Annotated in this window: 26 protein-coding genes; all 26 read right to left on the bottom strand. The window is 60.7% G+C overall.

Annotated elements, in window-relative coordinates; genetic code table 11:
* Positions 1-2: 2 nt before the first annotated feature.
* The 26 genes from modA to rplP all read right to left on the bottom strand — a co-directional run bounded on the left by modA (position 3) and on the right by rplP (position 16,428).
* Entirely contained in the window at positions 3-776 is a 774-nt protein-coding gene (modA, locus tag AWT76_RS01135) for a molybdate ABC transporter substrate-binding protein (protein ID WP_072244689.1), read from the bottom strand.
* Positions 777-839: 63 nt separating this feature from the next.
* A complete protein-coding gene (locus AWT76_RS01130; RefSeq protein ID WP_072244335.1) occupies positions 840-1,223 on the bottom strand; it encodes a winged helix-turn-helix domain-containing protein in 384 nt (127 codons plus the stop codon).
* A gap of 26 nt (positions 1,224-1,249) precedes the next feature.
* Positions 1,250-1,966, bottom strand: coding sequence for an ATP12 family chaperone protein (locus AWT76_RS01125; protein WP_072244334.1), 717 nt, complete (start codon positions 1,964-1,966; stop codon positions 1,250-1,252).
* A 132-nt stretch (positions 1,967-2,098) separates the two neighbouring features.
* A complete protein-coding gene (locus AWT76_RS01120) occupies positions 2,099-3,130 on the bottom strand; it encodes an RluA family pseudouridine synthase (RefSeq protein WP_072244687.1) in 1,032 nt (343 codons plus the stop codon).
* 61 nt (positions 3,131-3,191) lie between these two features.
* Positions 3,192-4,505, bottom strand: coding sequence for a replication-associated recombination protein A (locus tag AWT76_RS01115; RefSeq protein WP_072244333.1), 1,314 nt, complete (start codon positions 4,503-4,505; stop codon positions 3,192-3,194).
* 29 nt (positions 4,506-4,534) lie between these two features.
* A complete protein-coding gene (locus tag AWT76_RS01110) occupies positions 4,535-5,920 on the bottom strand; it encodes a trypsin-like peptidase domain-containing protein (protein ID WP_245638740.1) in 1,386 nt (461 codons plus the stop codon).
* A gap of 106 nt (positions 5,921-6,026) precedes the next feature.
* Positions 6,027-6,443, bottom strand: a complete 417-nt coding sequence (rplQ, locus tag AWT76_RS01105) for a 50S ribosomal protein L17 (RefSeq protein ID WP_072244332.1) — start codon at positions 6,441-6,443, stop codon at positions 6,027-6,029.
* 121 nt (positions 6,444-6,564) lie between these two features.
* Positions 6,565-7,581, bottom strand: coding sequence for a DNA-directed RNA polymerase subunit alpha (locus tag AWT76_RS01100; RefSeq protein WP_072244331.1), 1,017 nt, complete (start codon positions 7,579-7,581; stop codon positions 6,565-6,567).
* Between the two features lie 116 nt (positions 7,582-7,697).
* Positions 7,698-8,087: a 30S ribosomal protein S11 gene (gene rpsK / locus AWT76_RS01095; protein ID WP_072244330.1), complete on the bottom strand. Its 390-nt coding sequence runs from the start codon at positions 8,085-8,087 to the stop codon at positions 7,698-7,700.
* Positions 8,088-8,102: 15 nt separating this feature from the next.
* Positions 8,103-8,471 carry a 30S ribosomal protein S13 gene (gene rpsM / locus AWT76_RS01090; RefSeq protein WP_072244329.1) on the bottom strand — a complete coding sequence of 123 codons (369 nt, stop codon included), beginning with the start codon at positions 8,469-8,471 and terminating at the stop codon, positions 8,103-8,105.
* Positions 8,472-8,654: 183 nt separating this feature from the next.
* A complete protein-coding gene (locus AWT76_RS01085) occupies positions 8,655-8,996 on the bottom strand; it encodes a DUF6693 family protein (RefSeq protein WP_072244328.1) in 342 nt (113 codons plus the stop codon).
* Positions 8,993-9,571: an adenylate kinase gene (locus AWT76_RS01080; protein ID WP_072244327.1), complete on the bottom strand. Its 579-nt coding sequence runs from the start codon at positions 9,569-9,571 to the stop codon at positions 8,993-8,995. The genes AWT76_RS01085 and AWT76_RS01080 overlap by 4 nt, the downstream gene beginning before the upstream one ends.
* Entirely contained in the window at positions 9,568-10,935 is a 1,368-nt protein-coding gene (gene secY, locus AWT76_RS01075; RefSeq protein ID WP_072244326.1) for a preprotein translocase subunit SecY, read from the bottom strand. Before secY ends, AWT76_RS01080 begins: the two co-directional genes overlap by 4 nt.
* A gap of 105 nt (positions 10,936-11,040) precedes the next feature.
* On the bottom strand, positions 11,041-11,532 hold the full coding sequence (gene rplO, locus AWT76_RS01070) for a 50S ribosomal protein L15 (protein WP_072244325.1): 492 nt from the start codon (positions 11,530-11,532) through the stop codon (positions 11,041-11,043).
* Between the two features lie 99 nt (positions 11,533-11,631).
* Positions 11,632-11,820: a 50S ribosomal protein L30 gene (rpmD, locus tag AWT76_RS01065; RefSeq protein WP_072244324.1), complete on the bottom strand. Its 189-nt coding sequence runs from the start codon at positions 11,818-11,820 to the stop codon at positions 11,632-11,634.
* Between the two features lie 15 nt (positions 11,821-11,835).
* A complete protein-coding gene (gene rpsE, locus AWT76_RS01060; RefSeq protein ID WP_072244323.1) occupies positions 11,836-12,399 on the bottom strand; it encodes a 30S ribosomal protein S5 in 564 nt (187 codons plus the stop codon).
* A gap of 10 nt (positions 12,400-12,409) precedes the next feature.
* On the bottom strand, positions 12,410-12,769 hold the full coding sequence (gene rplR / locus AWT76_RS01055; protein WP_072244322.1) for a 50S ribosomal protein L18: 360 nt from the start codon (positions 12,767-12,769) through the stop codon (positions 12,410-12,412).
* Between the two features lie 11 nt (positions 12,770-12,780).
* The gene (gene rplF, locus AWT76_RS01050) at positions 12,781-13,314 is read right to left on the bottom strand and encodes a 50S ribosomal protein L6 (protein WP_072244321.1); all 534 of its coding nucleotides are present in this window, start codon (positions 13,312-13,314) and stop codon (positions 12,781-12,783) included.
* An 11-nt stretch (positions 13,315-13,325) separates the two neighbouring features.
* Positions 13,326-13,724 (bottom strand): 30S ribosomal protein S8, encoded by a 399-nt coding sequence (gene rpsH, locus AWT76_RS01045; protein WP_176699302.1) that lies wholly within the window; start codon positions 13,722-13,724, stop codon positions 13,326-13,328.
* A gap of 12 nt (positions 13,725-13,736) precedes the next feature.
* The gene (gene rpsN, locus AWT76_RS01040; RefSeq protein WP_072244320.1) at positions 13,737-14,042 is read right to left on the bottom strand and encodes a 30S ribosomal protein S14; all 306 of its coding nucleotides are present in this window, start codon (positions 14,040-14,042) and stop codon (positions 13,737-13,739) included.
* Positions 14,043-14,061: 19 nt separating this feature from the next.
* Entirely contained in the window at positions 14,062-14,622 is a 561-nt protein-coding gene (gene rplE, locus AWT76_RS01035) for a 50S ribosomal protein L5 (protein ID WP_072244319.1), read from the bottom strand.
* The gene (gene rplX, locus AWT76_RS01030; protein ID WP_072244318.1) at positions 14,622-14,927 is read right to left on the bottom strand and encodes a 50S ribosomal protein L24; all 306 of its coding nucleotides are present in this window, start codon (positions 14,925-14,927) and stop codon (positions 14,622-14,624) included. Before rplX ends, rplE begins: the two co-directional genes overlap by 1 nt.
* Positions 14,927-15,295, bottom strand: a complete 369-nt coding sequence (gene rplN / locus AWT76_RS01025) for a 50S ribosomal protein L14 (RefSeq protein ID WP_072244317.1) — start codon at positions 15,293-15,295, stop codon at positions 14,927-14,929. The genes rplX and rplN overlap by 1 nt, the downstream gene beginning before the upstream one ends.
* Positions 15,296-15,358: 63 nt before the next feature.
* Positions 15,359-15,598: a 30S ribosomal protein S17 gene (gene rpsQ / locus AWT76_RS01020; RefSeq protein WP_072244316.1), complete on the bottom strand. Its 240-nt coding sequence runs from the start codon at positions 15,596-15,598 to the stop codon at positions 15,359-15,361.
* 11 nt (positions 15,599-15,609) lie between these two features.
* Complete coding sequence (rpmC, locus tag AWT76_RS01015; protein WP_072244681.1) at positions 15,610-15,813, bottom strand: 50S ribosomal protein L29; 204 nt, start codon at positions 15,811-15,813, stop codon at positions 15,610-15,612.
* A gap of 201 nt (positions 15,814-16,014) precedes the next feature.
* Positions 16,015-16,428 carry a 50S ribosomal protein L16 gene (rplP, locus tag AWT76_RS01010; protein WP_072244315.1) on the bottom strand — a complete coding sequence of 138 codons (414 nt, stop codon included), beginning with the start codon at positions 16,426-16,428 and terminating at the stop codon, positions 16,015-16,017.
* Between the last annotated feature and the right edge of the window lie 17 nt (positions 16,429-16,445).

The following is a 16,445-nucleotide window of genomic DNA, read 5'->3' as shown; positions in this document are numbered from 1 at the left end:
GGTTACTCTGCAATGACCATAAAGCCCTGCCTTTCGAATGCCGCGCGGGCGTGCGCGCCGCGCAGGTAGTCCATGAACGCGGCTTTGGCGGGCGTGTCGCGACTGGCCAGCTTGGCGGCAGGGTAGATGATGGGCGGGTGCAAGTCTGCGGCGAAGGTGCCAACCACCGTCACGTCGGGCGACGCGACGGCATCGCTGGCATAGACAATTCCGAAGGGTGCCGCGCCAGTGGCGACGAAAGCCATCGCGGCGCGCACATTGTCGGCCTGCGCAACTTGCGGGGCAAGACCTTCCCACAAACCAAGGCGTTCCAAGGCGGCCTTGCCATATAAGCCTGCCGGGACCGAATCGACCATCGCCATGGCCAAGCGCCCCGGGCCAAGCAGACCCGCAAGGTCCGTATCCGGCCCGATGCGAACGGCCGGTGTGTCGGCATCCGCGGCAATCAGCACAAGCCGGTTGGTCAGCAGGTCGATGCGGCTTCCGGGTTCCAAAAGCGCGTCCTGTTCCAGCACATCCATCCAGCCGGGATTGGCGGATATGAAGATATCCGCCGGCGCACCTTGCTGAATCTGGCGGGCCAGCACCGAAGATCCAGCCAGCGACACGACCAGATCATACTCGGTTGCGGCTTCGAACCCCGTCTCGATCTCTGCCATGGCGTTGGCCATGCTGGCCGCCGCAAAAACGGTGACATCATCGGCCAGCACCGGGGGGGCAAGCAGAAAACCCAGCACAAGCGCCGGAACCGATGATGGGAAGGGAAGCACCTTCATGTCATGCGCTCTCATGGATATGTTCGACAAAACATATCGTAGGTTTCGCAGCACCATCAAGCGTTATTTTCCAGTGGGAATATCGCGCAACAAGGCTTGCAATGCCTGGATTTGCGCTGCGCCTGCATCGGCCATGGCGGCTTCCATAGCGCGATACTGCGCCAGAACCGCAAGGCCGGTATCCGTCAGATACGCGCCCCCCCCTTTCGCCCCGCCGCGCGAAGACGCGACAAGCGGTTCGCAAAAGGCCGCGTTCATGGTTTCCACCAACATCCAGGCGCGCTTATAGCTCATCGCCATGCTGCGTCCGGCAGCGGCGATGGACCCGGTTTGCTGAATCCGCTCCAGCAGCTCTGCCTTGCCGGGGCCAAGCATAACGACATCCCCAAACACAATGCGCAGCCGCAAGCTTGGGTCAGGTTTGCGGGCTGTGTCCTTGCCGGTCATCGCCCCCCCTTCCATGGGCACCGCGTTCAACTGCCGGGCTGAAGCGCGAAATAGAAGCGCGCGGCATTCAGAAAGGCGCATTTGCGTTCGGCGGTCAAGGCTTCGGCCTCTTCATCTGTGCCCCATTGGGCGATCTGCCAATCCTCATCCACACGAGAGGCTGTCCACAACGCCTCTGGCGTATCGAACCGGTCAATGACGGCCAAGGCAATCAACAGCGACCCAGAATTGGCCACAAGGTCGTGAAAGCAGGTCAGTTCAAAGGCCGTCAACTGGGCGACATCGGCGCGCAAGCTTTCCAGCAGCAACGCAGGCTGGGGCTTGTGCACCACGCCTGCGCACAAGATCGGCCGCAGCCCGTAGCGATGGGCCGCCCAGTCCGTGATCGGATCCCATGCCTCGGCCTCTTTGGCAACCAGCGTGTCAGGCGCATCGGCCCGGTAGCAGACCTGATCGCTGTCACCGTAATCGCTAATCAGGCCCGCGACCTCGTCCATCTGCCCGCGCACCTTATCGATAGCGGCATTGGACGCACGGGTGGCGGGCATGCTGGCGGGATTGATGGCCTCGGCCTGCGCGCGCCACTCCTCGGCGATGATCTCGGCAAAGGCAATGGTCGGCACCACCAAGGGCGATTTCGCCGGTGTTTTTACGCCGCGCCCATCCAGCAATATGGCGAACCCGCCCTCGGCCTCTGCGACCGAAACCTCTGTCCAAAAGCGTTTCCTGACCCATCCGGTCATGCTGCTGCCCCATCCCGGATCATATGCAAAGCTCCTTTTCCAATGGCGCCACGGCCACGAAACATTCCACCCCGCGCGAGCCAAGCCGCGCTGCCGGATGATTGCCCCCTGTCCCGCCCCGGCAGACTGGCATCAAGCCTCCTCGAACGGGTCTGCGGGGGCGTCGGCGGCTGTCCAGCCAAACAGCTTCCAGCTTTGCGCCATATGGTCCGGCAAGGGCGCGGTCACGCTGAGCGAAGCCCCCGTCACCGGGTGCTCCAACACCAGCGAGCGCGCGTGCAGATGCAGCTTGCGGCTGACCTCTCCGCCAATGCCGGCACCCCAGCCATCGCCAAGGTTCTCCTGTCCGGACCCGCCATATTTGCCGTCCCCGATAATGGGGTGGCCCATCTCTGCCATATGCGCGCGCAATTGATGGGTGCGGCCCGTGATGGGCGACAGCGCCATCCACGCGGCGCGGCTGCCCAGACGTTCGATGACCGCGAAATCGGTCATGGCGCGTTTCGCGCCTTCGGTCGCGTCCACCTCATTCGGGTGAATGCAGCGCATCTTTTCGGCCCCGCGGCCGCCGGTTTTCAGCAGGCCATAGCGCACCGTGCCCATCAGCGGTTGCGGCACGCCCGCGACAAGCGCCCAGTATATTTTGCGGGTGTTGCGGTGGCGAAAGCTTTCGGACAAGCGGCGCGCCACGCGCGGGGTGCGCGCCAAAAGCAGCACGCCCGATGTGTCCTTGTCCAGCCGGTGCACCAGCATGGGGCGTTCTTTATAGTCGAACATCAGCGCATCCGCCAACCCGTCGACATGGCGCTTGCCCTGCCCGCTGCCGCCTTGGCTGGGCAGGCCCGGCGGCTTGTTCAACGCGATCACATGCTGGTCGCGGAAGATCACGCAGGACCGGATCATCTCGGCATCGGCATCGGACGGGCCGGATTTGGCCACGGACGGGGCTGCGGGTGCATCGGGCAAGGGCGGCACGCGCACCGACTGCCCCGCTTCGATGCGGGTATTGGCCTTGACCCGCCCGCCATCGACCCGAATGTCACCCTTGCGGCAGGCTTTTTCGATCAGCCCTTGCGTGATCTGCGGAAACTGGCGTTTCAGCCAACGGTCCAGCCGCTGCCCGCCCTCTTCCGGCCCGACCTGCCGTGTCTCTACCCTGCTCATCGCGTTCCCCTGAAAACCAGCGATGTCATGCGCGCAGGCGACCCCGAATGTCAACGCCCGCTTAGCTGCCCTGACGCTTGGCCCGCAATTTTGCGAACCAAGCCACCCGCTTGCCCAGATCGCGCTCGAACCCGCGTTCCGGCGGCGCATAGAGAACCGGGCGCGTCACGCCCTCGGGGAAATAGTTTTGGCCCGAAAACCCGTCCTCGGCATCATGGTCATAGGCATAGCCCGCGCCGTAGCCCTGTTCTTTCATCAACCCTGTGGGTGCATTCAGAATGTGCTTTGGCGGCGGTTCCGACCCGGTTTGCTTGGCCAAACGTTGCGCGCCCTTCCACGCTACATAGCCTGCGTTCGATTTCGGCGCGAGCGCCAGATAGATCACCGCCTGCGCCAATGCAAGATCGCCTTCGGGGCTGCCAAGGCGCTCATAGGTGTTCCAAGCGTCCAGACACACGGCCTGCGCCTGCGGGTCGGCAAGGCCAATATCCTCGACCGCCATGCGGACCATGCGTCGCGCCAGATAGCGCGGGTCTTCGCCGCCCTCCATCATCCGGGCCAGCCAGTAGACCGCCGCGTCCGGGTCAGACCCGCGCACCGATTTGTGCAGGGCAGAGATCAGGTTGTAATGCGCATCGCCCGATTTGTCGTATTGCGCCGCGCGCCGCATCAGCCGCTTGGACAGCCCATCGCGGTTCATCTTGCCGCTCACCTGCCAGCCCATGACCTGTTCAATCAGGTTCAGCGCCGCGCGCCCGTCGCCATCGGCCATTTCCAAAAGCGCCTCTCGGGCGGGACCGTCCAGCGGCAGCGCGCGGCCCAGTTCCTGCTCTGCGCGCTGTGCCAACCGTTCCAGATCGGCCAGCGTCAACCGCTCCAGCACGATCACCTGCGCGCGCGACATCAGCGCGGCGTTCAATTCGAAAGACGGGTTTTCGGTCGTGGCGCCGACCAACGTGATCGTGCCATCTTCCATATGCGGCAGGAAACTGTCCTGCTGCGCGCGGTTGAAACGATGAATCTCATCCACAAACAGCATTGTCCCGCGCCCGGTTTGGCGGCGCAGCTTGGCGGCGTCGAAAACCTTGCGCAATTCCGGCACGCCGGTGAAGATTGCGCTGATCTGGACGAATTCCTGCTGTGTATGATCGGCCAGAAGACGCGCGATGGTGGTCTTGCCCACACCGGGCGGCCCCCACAGAATAAGGCTGGCCAAATGCCCGCTGGCCAGCATCGCCCCAAGCGGGCCATCCGGGCCGATGGCCTTGGCCTGCCCGATCACCTCTGACAGGGCCCGCGGGCGCAGCCTGTCGGCCAAAGGGCGCGGGCCGGGCGGGGGCGCCTTGTCGGCGGCAGTGTCGAACAGGTCAGCCATGGCCCAGCCTAGCGCGCCGAACGGATCGGTTACAGCCGAAACCGCAACGAGAGCTCACGCCCCTCGCGGATCAGTTCTATCACCCATGTGCGGGTTTGCGCCTGCGACAGGCGCACGACATCCGCAGTGCTGTCCACGCGCGTGCCATTAATGGCCAGCAAAATGTCGCCAGGCCGCAAGCCCACACGCCCGGCCAGATTGCGCGCTTGCGTGACTAGCACGCCCTCGGCCTCTGGCGACAGGCCAAATTCCGCGATTACGGCAGGGTTTATGCGCATCACCTCCAGCCCGGAAAGCGCGGCACGCCCCCCTATCTGGCGCGTGTCCCGCGGCGGGGTTTCCGGCGGTGCAATCAGATCAACCGTCACCTCGCGGGTTTGTGAGCCACGCCGAAATTCCAGAACCGACTGCGCGCCAATGCCTTGGGCCGACATGCGAAACATCATTTCAGGGGCGGAATTCACCTCGCCTCCATCGACCGACAGGATAACATCGCCGCGCTGCAACCCGGCCTGCGCCAAAGGGCTGTCCGGGTGCAGGTCCAGTAGCACCACACCAGCGGGGATGGTTTGGCCGAACGCCTCTGCCAAATTCGCGTCAACCGCCTGCGCGGTCACACCCGCCCAAGGGCGCTGGAAACGCGCGCGCCCGTCACGCGCCTGCGCGACGACCTGCGCCACCAGATTGGCCGGAATGGCAAAGCCAATGCCGTTCGACCCGCCGGACCGGGTGATGATCGCCGTGTTCACCCCGACCAATTCGCCCGCCATGTTTACCAGCGCACCGCCAGAATTGCCGGGGTTGATGGGTGCATCGGTTTGCAGAAAATACCCGCGCCCCGACCCAACCGCGATGCCAGACCGCGCAAGACCAGAGACGATCCCGCTGGACACCGTCTGCCCCACGCCGAAGGGGTTGCCGATGGCCAAGACCAGATCGCCCACTTCGGCCTTGTCAGAATCGGCCAAGGGCAAGGCAGGCAAATCGCGGGCGCCCTGCAATTGCAATACGGCAAGGTCGCTTTCTTCATCCGTCAGCACGACCTCTGCCACGAATTCGCGGCGGTCGTTCAGCACAACGCGAATTTCTGTCGCCTGCCCCACGACATGATAATTCGACACAACCAACCCATCGGCGCCGACAATCACCCCCGACCCAAGCGAGTTTTGCACGCGCGGCGTTGCTTGGCCGAAATTACGGAACAGATCGCCGAAGAACGGGTCATCTGCAAAAGGATTGCGGCGTTCGGCCACCACCCGCTGCGCATAGATGTTGACCACTGCGGGCGCGGCCTGTTTGACAAGCGGCGCGTAAGACAGTTGGATTTGCGCCATGGATTGCGGCACCGTCTGGGCCAGCGCCGGAAACACGCCTGCCAAACTGACGGCAAGGCACAAGGTCACGATACGAAACACGGGGCAGCCTCCTTGAACGCGTTAGGGGCAATATGGGGCCACGCCGCCCAAAGCAAAAGGCCCGCGCGCAAACTGCGCACGGGCCTTTGTCATTCTGGTGTCTCGCTTAGTCCTGCGCGGCAGCCGCGTCTTCGCGGGCCAGATCGGCAGCGCCTTTGGCGGCCGGATCACGCTCTACGAATTCGATGATCGCCATCGGCGCCATGTCGCCATAGCGGAAGCCAGCTTTCAGGATGCGGATGTAACCACCCTGACGATCTTTGTAGCGCGGGCCAAGAATGTCGAACAGTTTCTTGACATCCTTGTCCTGCTTCAGCTGGGCGGCGGCCAGACGGCGCGCGTGCAGATCGCCGCGCTTCGCCAGCGTAATCAGCTTTTCTACGATCGGACGCAGTTCCTTGGCCTTCGGCAAGGTGGTCTTGATCTGTTCGTGTTCAATCAGCGAACCCGCCATGTTCGAGAACAGCGCCTTGCGGTGCTCGGCGGTGCGGTTCAGGCGGCGGTAGCCACGGGCGTGACGCATGTCATTTCTCCTTAACGTCGTGTTTTACTTTGTCTGGCCGTGGCTGCGTGACCTCGGCTCTCCTTGGGGCGGATGCCCGATCGTATGGGGCGGGCGCTTGGCGCGCCCACCCCGCAAAGGATCAGAATTGATCCTCGAAACGCTTGGCCAGTTCGTCGATATTCTCTGGCGGCCATTCTTCCACATCCATGCCCAGATGCAGCCCCATGCCCGACAGCACTTCCTTGATCTCGTTCAAGGATTTGCGGCCGAAGTTCGGGGTGCGCAGCATTTCCGCTTCGGTTTTCTGGATCAGATCGCCGATATAGACGATGTTGTCGTTCTTCAGGCAGTTCGCAGAGCGCACGGACAGTTCCAGCTCGTCCACTTTCTTCAGCAGAAGCGGGTTGAACTCCAGACCGTCATCATCATCCTTCGACCCGGCCGATTCCGGCTCATCGAAATTGACGAAGATCTGCAACTGGTCTTGCAGAATGCGCGCGGCGTAGGCAACGGCGTCTTCCGGGCGGACGGAACCGTCGGTTTCGACTTTCATCGTCAGCTTGTCATAATCCAACACCTGCCCCTCGCGGGTTGGCTGAACATCATAGCTGACACGCTTGACCGGCGAGAAGATCGCGTCAATCGGGATCAGACCAATGGGCGCATCCTCGGGGCGGTTCTTGTCGGCGCTGACATAGCCCTTGCCGGTATTGACCGTCAGTTCCATGTAAACCGACGCACCGTCATCAATATGGCAGATAACCAGATCCTTGTTCAGGACCTCTATCCCGGCGCTGGTTTCGATATCGCCTGCCGTGACAACGCCCGGACCCTGCGCCGAGATCGACACCCGCTTCGGGCCTTCGACATCCATGCGCAGCGCAACGCTTTTCAGGTTCAGGACGATGTCGGTCACGTCCTCGCGCACGCCCGGCACAGAGGAGAACTCGTGTAGGACATTGTCGATCTGAACCGATGTGATCGCAGCGCCTTGCAGCGATGCCATCAGCACGCGACGCAGCGCGTTGCCCAAAGTCAGACCGAAGCCACGCTCCAGCGGTTCTGCAACGATGGTCGCACGGCGGGCGCTATCGGCACCCGGTTTTACGTCAAGCTGTGCCGGCTTGATAAGCTCTTGCCAGTTTTTATGGATCATGTGTCGCCTCCATTCTTGTCGCCGGGTCATGCCCAAGCCCGTGCGACGCCCGAGGATCTAAAAGACAGAAAACCAGACCCCACAGAAGAGCGGGGCCTGGCAAAACCAAACCGGCCTTAGACGCGACGGCGCTTCGGCGGGCGGCAGCCGTTATGCGCCATCGGCGTTACATCGCGGATGGACGTGATGTTGAAGCCAACAGCGGCCAGCGCGCGCAGCGCCGATTCGCGGCCCGAACCCGGACCCTGCACTTCGACATCCAGCGTTTTCACGCCATGTTCCTGCGCTTTCTTGCCCGCATCTTCGGCGGCCAACTGCGCGGCGTAAGGGGTCGATTTGCGCGAGCCCTTGAAGCCCATCGTGCCAGCAGACGACCACGAAATCGCGTTGCCCTGCACGTCGGAAATCAGGATCTTGGTGTTGTTGAAGCTGGAATTCACATGAGCGACACCAGCGGCGATATTCTTGCGAACCTTGCGCTTTACGCGCGTTTTATCACGAGCCATGAAACAAGCCTTCCCTTACTTCTTCTTGCCGGCAATAGCTTTTGCCGGGCCCTTGCGCGTGCGCGCATTGGTATGGGTGCGCTGACCGCGCACGGGAAGGTTGCGACGATGGCGCAGACCGCGATACGAGCCGATATCCATCATGCGCTTGACGTTCATGGACACTTCGCGGCGCAGATCGCCTTCGACGGTGTAATTCGCATCAATATGCTCGCGCACAGCAAGCACTTCGGCATCGGACAGTTCGTTGACACGGCGGGTCAGTTCAATGCCGACAGCGGCACAGATGTCCGATGCAGCCTTGGGGCCAATGCCGTGAATATAGGTCAACGCGATGACAACGCGCTTTCCTGTAGGGATGTTTACGCCAGCAATACGTGCCACGCGGTTCGTTCCTTTCGTTGCGGTTCCGTAATCCCAGAACCTTTTTTCACAACACGGGGCGCTTTGGCCCCCCGCGTGCATTCCAAAACGAAAAGCGCCTGTGGCAGACAGACTGCCGTGCAGACGCGATTCTTATCTCAGGCGTGTCGGGTATGTGCTTTTGCGGCCAAGGTCAAGACCCGATCACAGCGGCACTGTGACGGTCGCATTCATCAGCCGTTTGACCACGGATTGCCAGTAAATGAAATAGGCAAGCCCCAAGGTCAGGATAGTCAGAACCAGCCAGATAATAGCATGGCCCAGGATATCCGCAAAGCCCACTTCGACCGACAACCGGGCAACCGCGTTTCCTTCGGCGTCAAGCACGGTTGTTTTGTTGATCGGGGCTTTCAGGAAATAGTAGGGCAAGACAAACAGCGCCAGCCCAAAGGTGATGATGACAAGCACCACCCAGATCAAAAGCTGGCCGAGCGCTTCGGACAGGCCGAAATCGCAGCGCAACCGTTGACCGACAGCAAGGCTCATGAGCCAAGAATGCTTGCGATCTGGGCTTCGACCGCGTCCATGCTGGCCATGCCGTCAACCTGACGAAGCTGGCCCTTGGCATGATAATAGCCCAGAAGCGGCGCAGTCTGCTTGTAGTAGGCGCGCAGACGGTCATTGAACACCTCTGGCGTGTCATCGCGGCGCACGGGTTGGCCAGCGGCGCGCGCTTCGTCGGCGCGCTTTACAATGCGCCCCACCAGTGCCGCATCATCCACAACCAGTTCAATCACGGCGTGCAGCCCAGTGCCATTGCGATCCAGCAGCGCGCCCAAGGCATCGGCCTGCGCCAGCGTGCGCGGAAAGCCATCGAAAATGAACCCACCGGCAGAGCCTTGTTCGAGCTTCTCCTCGATCAGGCCAATGACGATCTCATCAGTGACGAGCTCGCCCTTGTCCATCACCTCTGCCACACGATTGCCGATCTCTGTGCCAGAGGTTTTCGCGGCCCGCAGCATATCGCCCGTAGAGAGCTGCACCATACCGCGCGTGGCCACCAGTTTTTGTGCCTGCGTTCCTTTTCCGGCCCCCGGCGGCCCGATCAGAATAATGTTCATCGCCGCGCCGGAGCCTTCGGTTTACCACTGCGCTTGCGGGATTTGCCACGCAGGTTGGATCTTTCCAGCAGACCTTCATACTGATGCGCGATCAGATGCGACTGCACACGGTTGATCGTGTCCATCGTGACAGAAACGATAATCAACACCGACGTGCCGCCAAAATAGAACGGAATCGCCAACTGGCCGCGCAGTATTTCCGGCAGCAAACAGACCGCGGCCAAATAGATGGACCCGACCGTCACCAAGCGGACAACAACGTAATCCAGATATTCCTCTGTGCGCTTGCCCGGGCGGATACCGGGAACAAACCCGTTCTGGTTTTTCAGGTTCTCGGCAACTTCATCTGTCTTGAACGCAACATTCTGCGTGTAGAAGAATGTGAAAAAGACAATCATCGCCGTGAAGAACAGCAGATACGCCGGCTGACCGGGGCCGAAATAGGCCAGAACGGTCGCCATGATCTCGGACTGAGAATTGCCAGAGAAGGTCGCCAAGGTCGTCGGCAGCAGCAGCAAGGAAGAGGCAAAGATCGCCGGGATCACATTGGCCGGGTTCACCTTGATTGGCAGATGCGACGAGCCGCCGTCGAACACTTTCATGCCCACTTGGCGGCGCGGATATTGAATGCTGATCTTGCGGATCGCGCGCTCCATGAACACCACGAAGGCAATCACGGCCACAATCATCACAATCACACCGATGATGACGGCGGGCGAAATCTCTCCCGAGCGGCCTTGTGCCAAGAAATTGGCCAGAGCGGCGGGGATCTCTGCAATGATCCCGACGAAGATGATCAGAGAAATACCATTGCCGATGCCGCGTTCGGTGATCTGCTCGCCCAGCCACATCAAGAACATGGTGCCGCCCACAAGCGTAATCACCACGGCCGCGCGGAAGAACCAACCCGGATCGGTCGCCAGATCGCCCGCTTCCAGCGACACGGCCAGACCGTAGGATTGCCCAAGCGCCAGCATAACGGTCAGGTAACGGGTGTATTGGTTCAGCTTGCGCCGCCCCATTTCACCTTCTTTTTTCAGGGCTTTCCACGGTTCATACATTGCACCGACAAGCTGCACGATGATCGCGGCGGAAATATAGGGCATGATGCCAAGCGCAAAGATACCCATCCGGCTGATCGCGCCGCCGGTGAACATGTTCAGCATGCCCCCGATGCCAGATGCTGCTTCATCCATAAACTCGCGCAGCGCCAGACCGTCAATGCCGGGAACCGGAATATACGTCCCGATACGGTAGACAATCAGCAGACCAAGCGCAAAAAAGATGCGTTTGCGAAGGTCAGTCGCCTTTGCCAGCGCACCCCAGCTTGTATTTGCCGCGAGTTGATCAGCACCAGATGCCATCTGCGTCTCTCTCTGTCATGTCAACGCCGCCAGACCGGGGTGCGGTCGGCGGCGCGAAAACCCTGTCTGGGGTGATGTAAGGGGCTATGCTTCCCCTCACAACCTTTATTCGGCAGCCGCGCCTTCGTTTTTCGGCGCAGGCGCGATGATTTGAACGGACCCACCCGCCTTCTCAACCGCGTCCACCGCAGATTTCGAAGCACCGGTCACCGACAGATCAACCTTCGTCGTGATCTCGCCCTTGGCCAGAACGCGCACACCGTCCAGTTTGCGGCGGACCAGACCGGACGCGACCAGCGCGTCTTCGGTGATGGTCGCAGTCGCGTCCAGCTTGCCTTCGCCGATGAATTTCTCGATCAGGCCAAGGTTGACGACCGCATAGCGCGCGCGGTTGGGCTTGTTGAAGCCACGCTTCGGCAGGCGCATATACAGCGGCATCTGGCCACCTTCGTAGCCATTGATGGCCACACCCGAGCGGGATTTCTGACCCTTGATACCGCGGCCACCCATCTTGCCCTTGCCAGAGCCGGGACCACGGCCAACGCGCATCCGCTTTTTGGTTGCGCCGGGATTGTCGTGAAGTTCGTTCAGTTTCATGTCGCTTCTCCTATGCCGGAAAGCCCTGCCAGCGACGGATCAGGGCCACACGGCCAAATAAAAAGTAGGGCGCGCAAATACGCGCACCCCACGGCTGTATCAGCCACGCTCTTCGATGATCGTGACCAGATGCGGGATAGAGTTGACCATGCCGCGCACGGAAGGGGTGTCTTCCAGCTCGCGGGTGCGGTGCATCTTATTCAGGCCCAGACCGACCAGCGTGGCACGCTGAACGGCAGGGCGGCGGATCGGAGAGCCGATCTGCTTGACGACGATGGTTTTAGCCATGAGTTCGACCCTTCCTTACGCGTCTGCGGTTTCGGTCTCGGCTTCAGGCTTGCGCAGGATATCTGCCACCTTCTTGCCGCGACGCTGCGCCACCTGACGGGGGCTGGCAGAGTTCTTGAGCGCGTCAAAAGTCGCGCGGATCATGTTGTAAGGGTTCTGGCTGCCGAGCGACTTGGCCACAACATCTTGCAGGCCCAGCATCTCGAACACGGCGCGCATCGGACCACCGGCAATGATACCGGTCCCCGGCACGGCCTGACGCATGACAATCTTGCCCGCGCCATGGCGGCCTTCGATGTCATGATGCAGGGTGCGACCATCCTTCAGCGGCACACGCACCATCTGGCGCTTGGCCTGCTCGGTCGCCTTGCGGATGGCTTCGGGCACTTCTTTCGCCTTACCCTTGCCAAACCCAACGCGACCGCGCTGATCGCCGACCACCACGAGCGCTGCAAAGCCGAAGCGTTTGCCGCCTTTCACGGTTTTCGACACGCGGTTGATCGCAACCAGACGATCGGCGAATTCCGGGGTTTCCTCGCGCTGTTCGCGGCGGTCCCGGCGGTTTTCTCTTTCTGCCATAATCGTCTCCTCAGAACTTCAGGCCGCCTTCACGGGCGGCGTCGGCAAGTGCCTTGACCTTCCCATGAAAGATGAAGCCGCCACGGTCGAAATAGCATTCCTCGACGCCAGCGGCTTTTGCGCGCTCGGCAATCGCGGCACCAATCTTGGCGGCTGCGTCCTTGTTGTTGACACCCACGACACCGAAATCTTTTTCCAGCGTCGAGGCCGAAGCCAATGTCACACCGCGCACATCGTCGATCAGCTGAACGCTGATGTTCTTGTTGGAGCGGTGGACAGACAGACGCGGACGCCCGTTGGCCGATTTTTTCAGTTTGTTCCGAACGCGCAGGCGGCGTTTTTGGAACAGCTTTTGCTTTGTGTTCGCCATCTTTCGCGCCCTTACTTCTTCTTGCCTTCCTTACGGAAGATATACTCGTCCTTGTAGCGAATGCCTTTGCCCTTATAGGGCTCTGGCGACCGCCACTTGCGGATGTTTGCGGCCACTTCGCCGACCTGCTGCTGGTCGATACCTTCGACAACAACTTCAGTCTGCTTTGGCGCGGTGATGGTGATGCCGGCGGGAACCTCGAAGATCACTTCGTGGCTGTAACCCAAAGACAGCTTCAGGTCTTTGCCCTGCATCGCGGCACGGTAACCAACGCCGACCAGTTCCAGCTCTTTTTTGAAGCCGGTGGTCACGCCGGTGGCCAAGTTCGCCACCATAGAGCGGGTCATACCCCACTGCTGGCGTGCGCGCTTGGACAACCCGCGCGGTTTGACGGACACGGTGTTGCCGTCCAGCACGATATCCACATCATCGCCAGCGGTGAAGCTGCGGGTGCCCTTGGGGCCCTTGACCTCGATGGTCTGGCCCGAGACCTGCGCGCTCACGCCCGAAGGCAGTTCGACAGGCTTTTTGCCAATACGAGACATCTCAGCCCTCCTCAGAACACACGGCAGAGCACTTCGCCACCAACATTGGCGGCGCGGGCTGCTGCGTCGGACATCACACCTTTCGGCGTGGAGACAACCGAAATACCTAGGCCGTTGCGGACCTGCGGGATTTCACGAACACCGGAATACACGCGACGACCAGGGGTCGAGATGCGCTTCAATTCGCGGATGACGGGCTGACCATCGGCATATTTCAGCGCGATTTCCAGTTCCGCGTGACCATCGGCGCTTGTGACGCGCTCATAGCCGCGGATATACCCTTCACCCTGAAGCACATCGAGCACCCAGGCGCGCAGCTTCGACGCGGGCGAACGCACGGTCGATTTGCCACGCATTTGCGCGTTGCGGATACGGGTCAGCATATCGCCGAGCGGATCGTTCATGGACATGATCCCTTCTCCTTACCAGCTCGACTTGACCATGCCCGGAATTTGACCCTTAGAGGCCAGATCCCGCAGCGCGATCCGCGACAGTTTCAGTTTGCGATAATAAGCCTTCGGGCGACCCGACAGCTGGCAGCGGTTGTGCAAGCGGGTTTCCGAAGAATTCCGCGGCAACTGTGCCAGTTTCAGGTTTGCCTTGAAACGCTCTTCCATCGGACGTTCGGCGTCGGCGGCGATTGCTTTCAGCTCAGCGCGCTTGGCGGAATACTTCGCCACCAGCTTCTGACGCTTCTTTTCGCGCTCGACCATTGCTTTTTTAGCCATTGGTTCTCTCCCTCTCGCGTCAGCTTGTGAAGGGCATGTTGAAATGCTTCAACAGCGCCTTGGCTTCCGCGTCGGTTTTCGCCGTGGTGCAGATGATGATATCCATGCCCCACATCTCGTCGATCTGATCGAAGTTGATCTCGGGGAACACGATGTGTTCCTTGATCCCCATGGCATAGTTGCCATTGCCATCGAACGACGTGCCCTTAACGCCGCGGAAGTCGCGGACGCGCGGCAGCGCGATGTTGATCAGACGGTCGAGGAATTCATACATCCGCTCACCGCGCAGCGTGACTTTCACACCCAGCGGCATTTCTTCACGGACGCGGAACCCGGCGATCGAATTGCGCGCCTTGGTGATGACGGCCTTCTGACCGGCAATCGCGGTCAGATCGGCTTGCGCAGATTTGATCTTCTTGGTGTCCTTGACGGCTTCACCGATGCCCATATTCAGCACGATCTTGTCGAGCTTCGGGATCATCATGTCGTTCTTGTAGCCGAATTCTTCCTTCATCGCGGAACGGATCGTGTCTTTGTAGACCGTCCGCAGACGAGGGGTGTAGTTGGCTTGATCCAGCATCAGATCGCCTCCCCGGTTGTCTTGGCGTAGCGCACCTTCTTGCCGTCTTCCTCGCGGAAGCCGACGCGGGTGGGCTTTCCGTTCGCGTCAACGATTGCCAGATTCGACAGATCAATGGGCATTGCCTGCGGCAGGCGGCCACCTTGGCTGGTCTGGCTTTGCTTGGTGTGGCGAATCGAGATGTTGATCCCGTCGACAACGGCTTTGTTGGCCTTGGGCATGACGGCAGAAATCTCGCCCTGCTTACCCTTGTCCTTGCCGGTCAGCACGACGACCTTGTCGCCTTTTTTCAGTTTCGCAGCCATTACAACACCTCCGGCGCGAGCGAGATGATCTTCATGAAGTTCTTCGCGCGCAGCTCGCGCACCACCGGCCCGAAGATACGGGTGCCGACAGGTTCGCCAGAGTTGTTGAGGATCACGGCCGCATTTCGGTCGAAGCGGATGGATGTGCCGTCTTCACGACGCACTTCTTTTGCGGTCCGAACGACGACAGCTTTACGCACGTCGCCCTTCTTCACGCGGCCCCGCGGAATGGCTTCCTTGACCGACACCACGATGATGTCGCCCACCGACGCATAGCGCCGCTTGGAGCCGCCGAGGACCTTGATGCACTGAACTCGGCGTGCGCCAGAGTTGTCAGCAACATCCAGATTGGTCTGCATCTGGATCATTGGGTTTCTCCCGACCTTTGGGCACTACGCCCAGGGTTTCGATAAGTCTGATTGGAACGGATCTTACGCCTCAGCGTCGACCAGAACCTCCCAGCGCTTGGACTTCGAGATCGGCGCACATTCGATGATACGAACGGTGTCACCAACCTTGAATTGGTTCAGCGGATCGTGGGCACGATATTTCTTCGTGCTGCGAACCGTCTTCTTCATAACGGGGTGCGTGAAGCGGCGCTCAACCAGAACCGTGACGGTCTGCTCGTTTTTGTCGCTCGTCACCTTGCCTTGCAGGATGCGTTTGGGCATGGGCCAGCTCCTTAGTTCGCCGCCGCTTCAGCGGCTTTTTCGTTGAGGATGGTCGAAACGCGCGCGGCGTCCCGACGGACCTGGCGAATACGAGCCGTGTTTTCCAGCTGGTTGGTCGCCTTTTGGAAGCGCAGGTTGAACGCTTCCTTTTTCAGCGCAACGAGTTCGTCGCGCAACTGATCCGGTGTTTTGGATCGCAGATCTTCGGCTTTCATGGCCATTCCTTCAGTCAACAATCACCGGAAGGCCCCTTGGGTAAGGGTCACCCTGATTCCCGGCGGAGGTGGATGAGCGTGCCGTATAGGCGCGATGCGCCCGCTTGGCAAGTGCTCCTTGGAAAGAAGATATCCCGGCTTGTGCAAAGCCGGGATATCCGATCGTTTGGCAAGGTGCGTGCCTGACACGCACCAAACGCCTTACCAGTCTTCGCGCTGAACGACGCGGGTCTTGATCGGCAGTTTCATTGCGGCCAGACGCAGCGCTTCACGCGCCACGGCATCTCCGACACCGTCAATCTCGAACATCACGCGGCCGGGCTTGACCTTGGCAGCCCAGAAATCGACCGAACCCTTACCTTTACCCATCCGCACTTCGGTGGGCTTGGAGGTGACGGGCACATCCGGGAAGATGCGGATCCAGACACGGCCCTGACGCTTCATGTGGCGCGTCATGGCACGGCGTGCAGCTTCGATCTGGCGCGCGGTGATGCGCTCAGGTTCCAGCGCTTTCAGACCGTAGCCGCCGAAGTTCAGGTCGAACCCGCCCTTTGCTTCGCCCTTGATCCGGCCTTTGTGCTGCTTGCGGAACTTCGTCCGTTTCGGTTGTAGCATTGCTCTACTCCTTCACT

Source organism: Roseibaca calidilacus (assembly GCF_001517585.1).
Lineage (GTDB): Bacteria > Pseudomonadota > Alphaproteobacteria > Rhodobacterales > Rhodobacteraceae > Roseinatronobacter > Roseinatronobacter calidilacus.
The sequence above is the reverse complement of the archived record's forward strand: the minus strand, read 5'-3'. Positions and strand labels throughout refer to the sequence as shown.

Coding starts and splice junctions, on each gene's coding strand:
- rplE (WP_072244319.1), bottom strand. CDS start 14,622: ATGCTGGATCAAGCCAACTACACCCCTCGTCTGCGGACGGTCTACAAA.
- rpsE (WP_072244323.1), bottom strand. CDS start 12,399: ATGGCAGAAAGAGAAAACCGCCGGGACCGCCGCGAACAGCGCGAGGAA.
- rplF (WP_072244321.1), bottom strand. CDS start 13,314: ATGTCTCGTATTGGCAAAAAGCCTGTCGAACTGCCTTCGGGCGTGAGC.
- rplQ (WP_072244332.1), bottom strand. CDS start 6,443: ATGCGTCACGCCCGTGGCTACCGCCGCCTGAACCGCACCGCCGAGCAC.
- AWT76_RS01120 (WP_072244687.1), bottom strand. CDS start 3,130: ATGAGCAGGGTAGAGACACGGCAGGTCGGGCCGGAAGAGGGCGGGCAG.
- rpmC (WP_072244681.1), bottom strand. CDS start 15,813: ATGAAAGCCGAAGATCTGCGATCCAAAACACCGGATCAGTTGCGCGAC.
- secY (WP_072244326.1), bottom strand. CDS start 10,935: ATGGCATCTGGTGCTGATCAACTCGCGGCAAATACAAGCTGGGGTGCG.
- rpsK (WP_072244330.1), bottom strand. CDS start 8,087: ATGGCTCGTGATAAAACGCGCGTAAAGCGCAAGGTTCGCAAGAATATC.
- rpmD (WP_072244324.1), bottom strand. CDS start 11,820: ATGGCTAAAACCATCGTCGTCAAGCAGATCGGCTCTCCGATCCGCCGC.
- rplN (WP_072244317.1), bottom strand. CDS start 15,295: ATGATCCAGATGCAGACCAATCTGGATGTTGCTGACAACTCTGGCGCA.
- AWT76_RS01085 (WP_072244328.1), bottom strand. CDS start 8,996: ATGAGCCTTGCTGTCGGTCAACGGTTGCGCTGCGATTTCGGCCTGTCC.
- rpsN (WP_072244320.1), bottom strand. CDS start 14,042: ATGGCTAAAAAAGCAATGGTCGAGCGCGAAAAGAAGCGTCAGAAGCTG.
- AWT76_RS01115 (WP_072244333.1), bottom strand. CDS start 4,505: ATGGCTGACCTGTTCGACACTGCCGCCGACAAGGCGCCCCCGCCCGGC.
- AWT76_RS01080 (WP_072244327.1), bottom strand. CDS start 9,571: ATGAACATTATTCTGATCGGGCCGCCGGGGGCCGGAAAAGGAACGCAG.
- modA (WP_072244689.1), bottom strand. CDS start 776: ATGAAGGTGCTTCCCTTCCCATCATCGGTTCCGGCGCTTGTGCTGGGT.
- rplO (WP_072244325.1), bottom strand. CDS start 11,532: ATGAAACTGAACGAACTTCACGACAATCCCGGCGCAACCAAAAAGCGG.
- rpsH (WP_176699302.1), bottom strand. CDS start 13,724: ATGTCCATGAACGATCCGCTCGGCGATATGCTGACCCGTATCCGCAAC.
- AWT76_RS01125 (WP_072244334.1), bottom strand. CDS start 1,966: ATGACCGGATGGGTCAGGAAACGCTTTTGGACAGAGGTTTCGGTCGCA.
- rplP (WP_072244315.1), bottom strand. CDS start 16,428: ATGCTACAACCGAAACGGACGAAGTTCCGCAAGCAGCACAAAGGCCGG.
- AWT76_RS01100 (WP_072244331.1), bottom strand. CDS start 7,581: ATGATCCATAAAAACTGGCAAGAGCTTATCAAGCCGGCACAGCTTGAC.
- AWT76_RS01130 (WP_072244335.1), bottom strand. CDS start 1,223: ATGACCGGCAAGGACACAGCCCGCAAACCTGACCCAAGCTTGCGGCTG.
- rpsQ (WP_072244316.1), bottom strand. CDS start 15,598: ATGCCCAAACGCATCCTGCAAGGCAAGGTGACGAGCGACAAAAACGAG.
- rplX (WP_072244318.1), bottom strand. CDS start 14,927: ATGGCTGCGAAACTGAAAAAAGGCGACAAGGTCGTCGTGCTGACCGGC.
- rplR (WP_072244322.1), bottom strand. CDS start 12,769: ATGGCGAACACAAAGCAAAAGCTGTTCCAAAAACGCCGCCTGCGCGTT.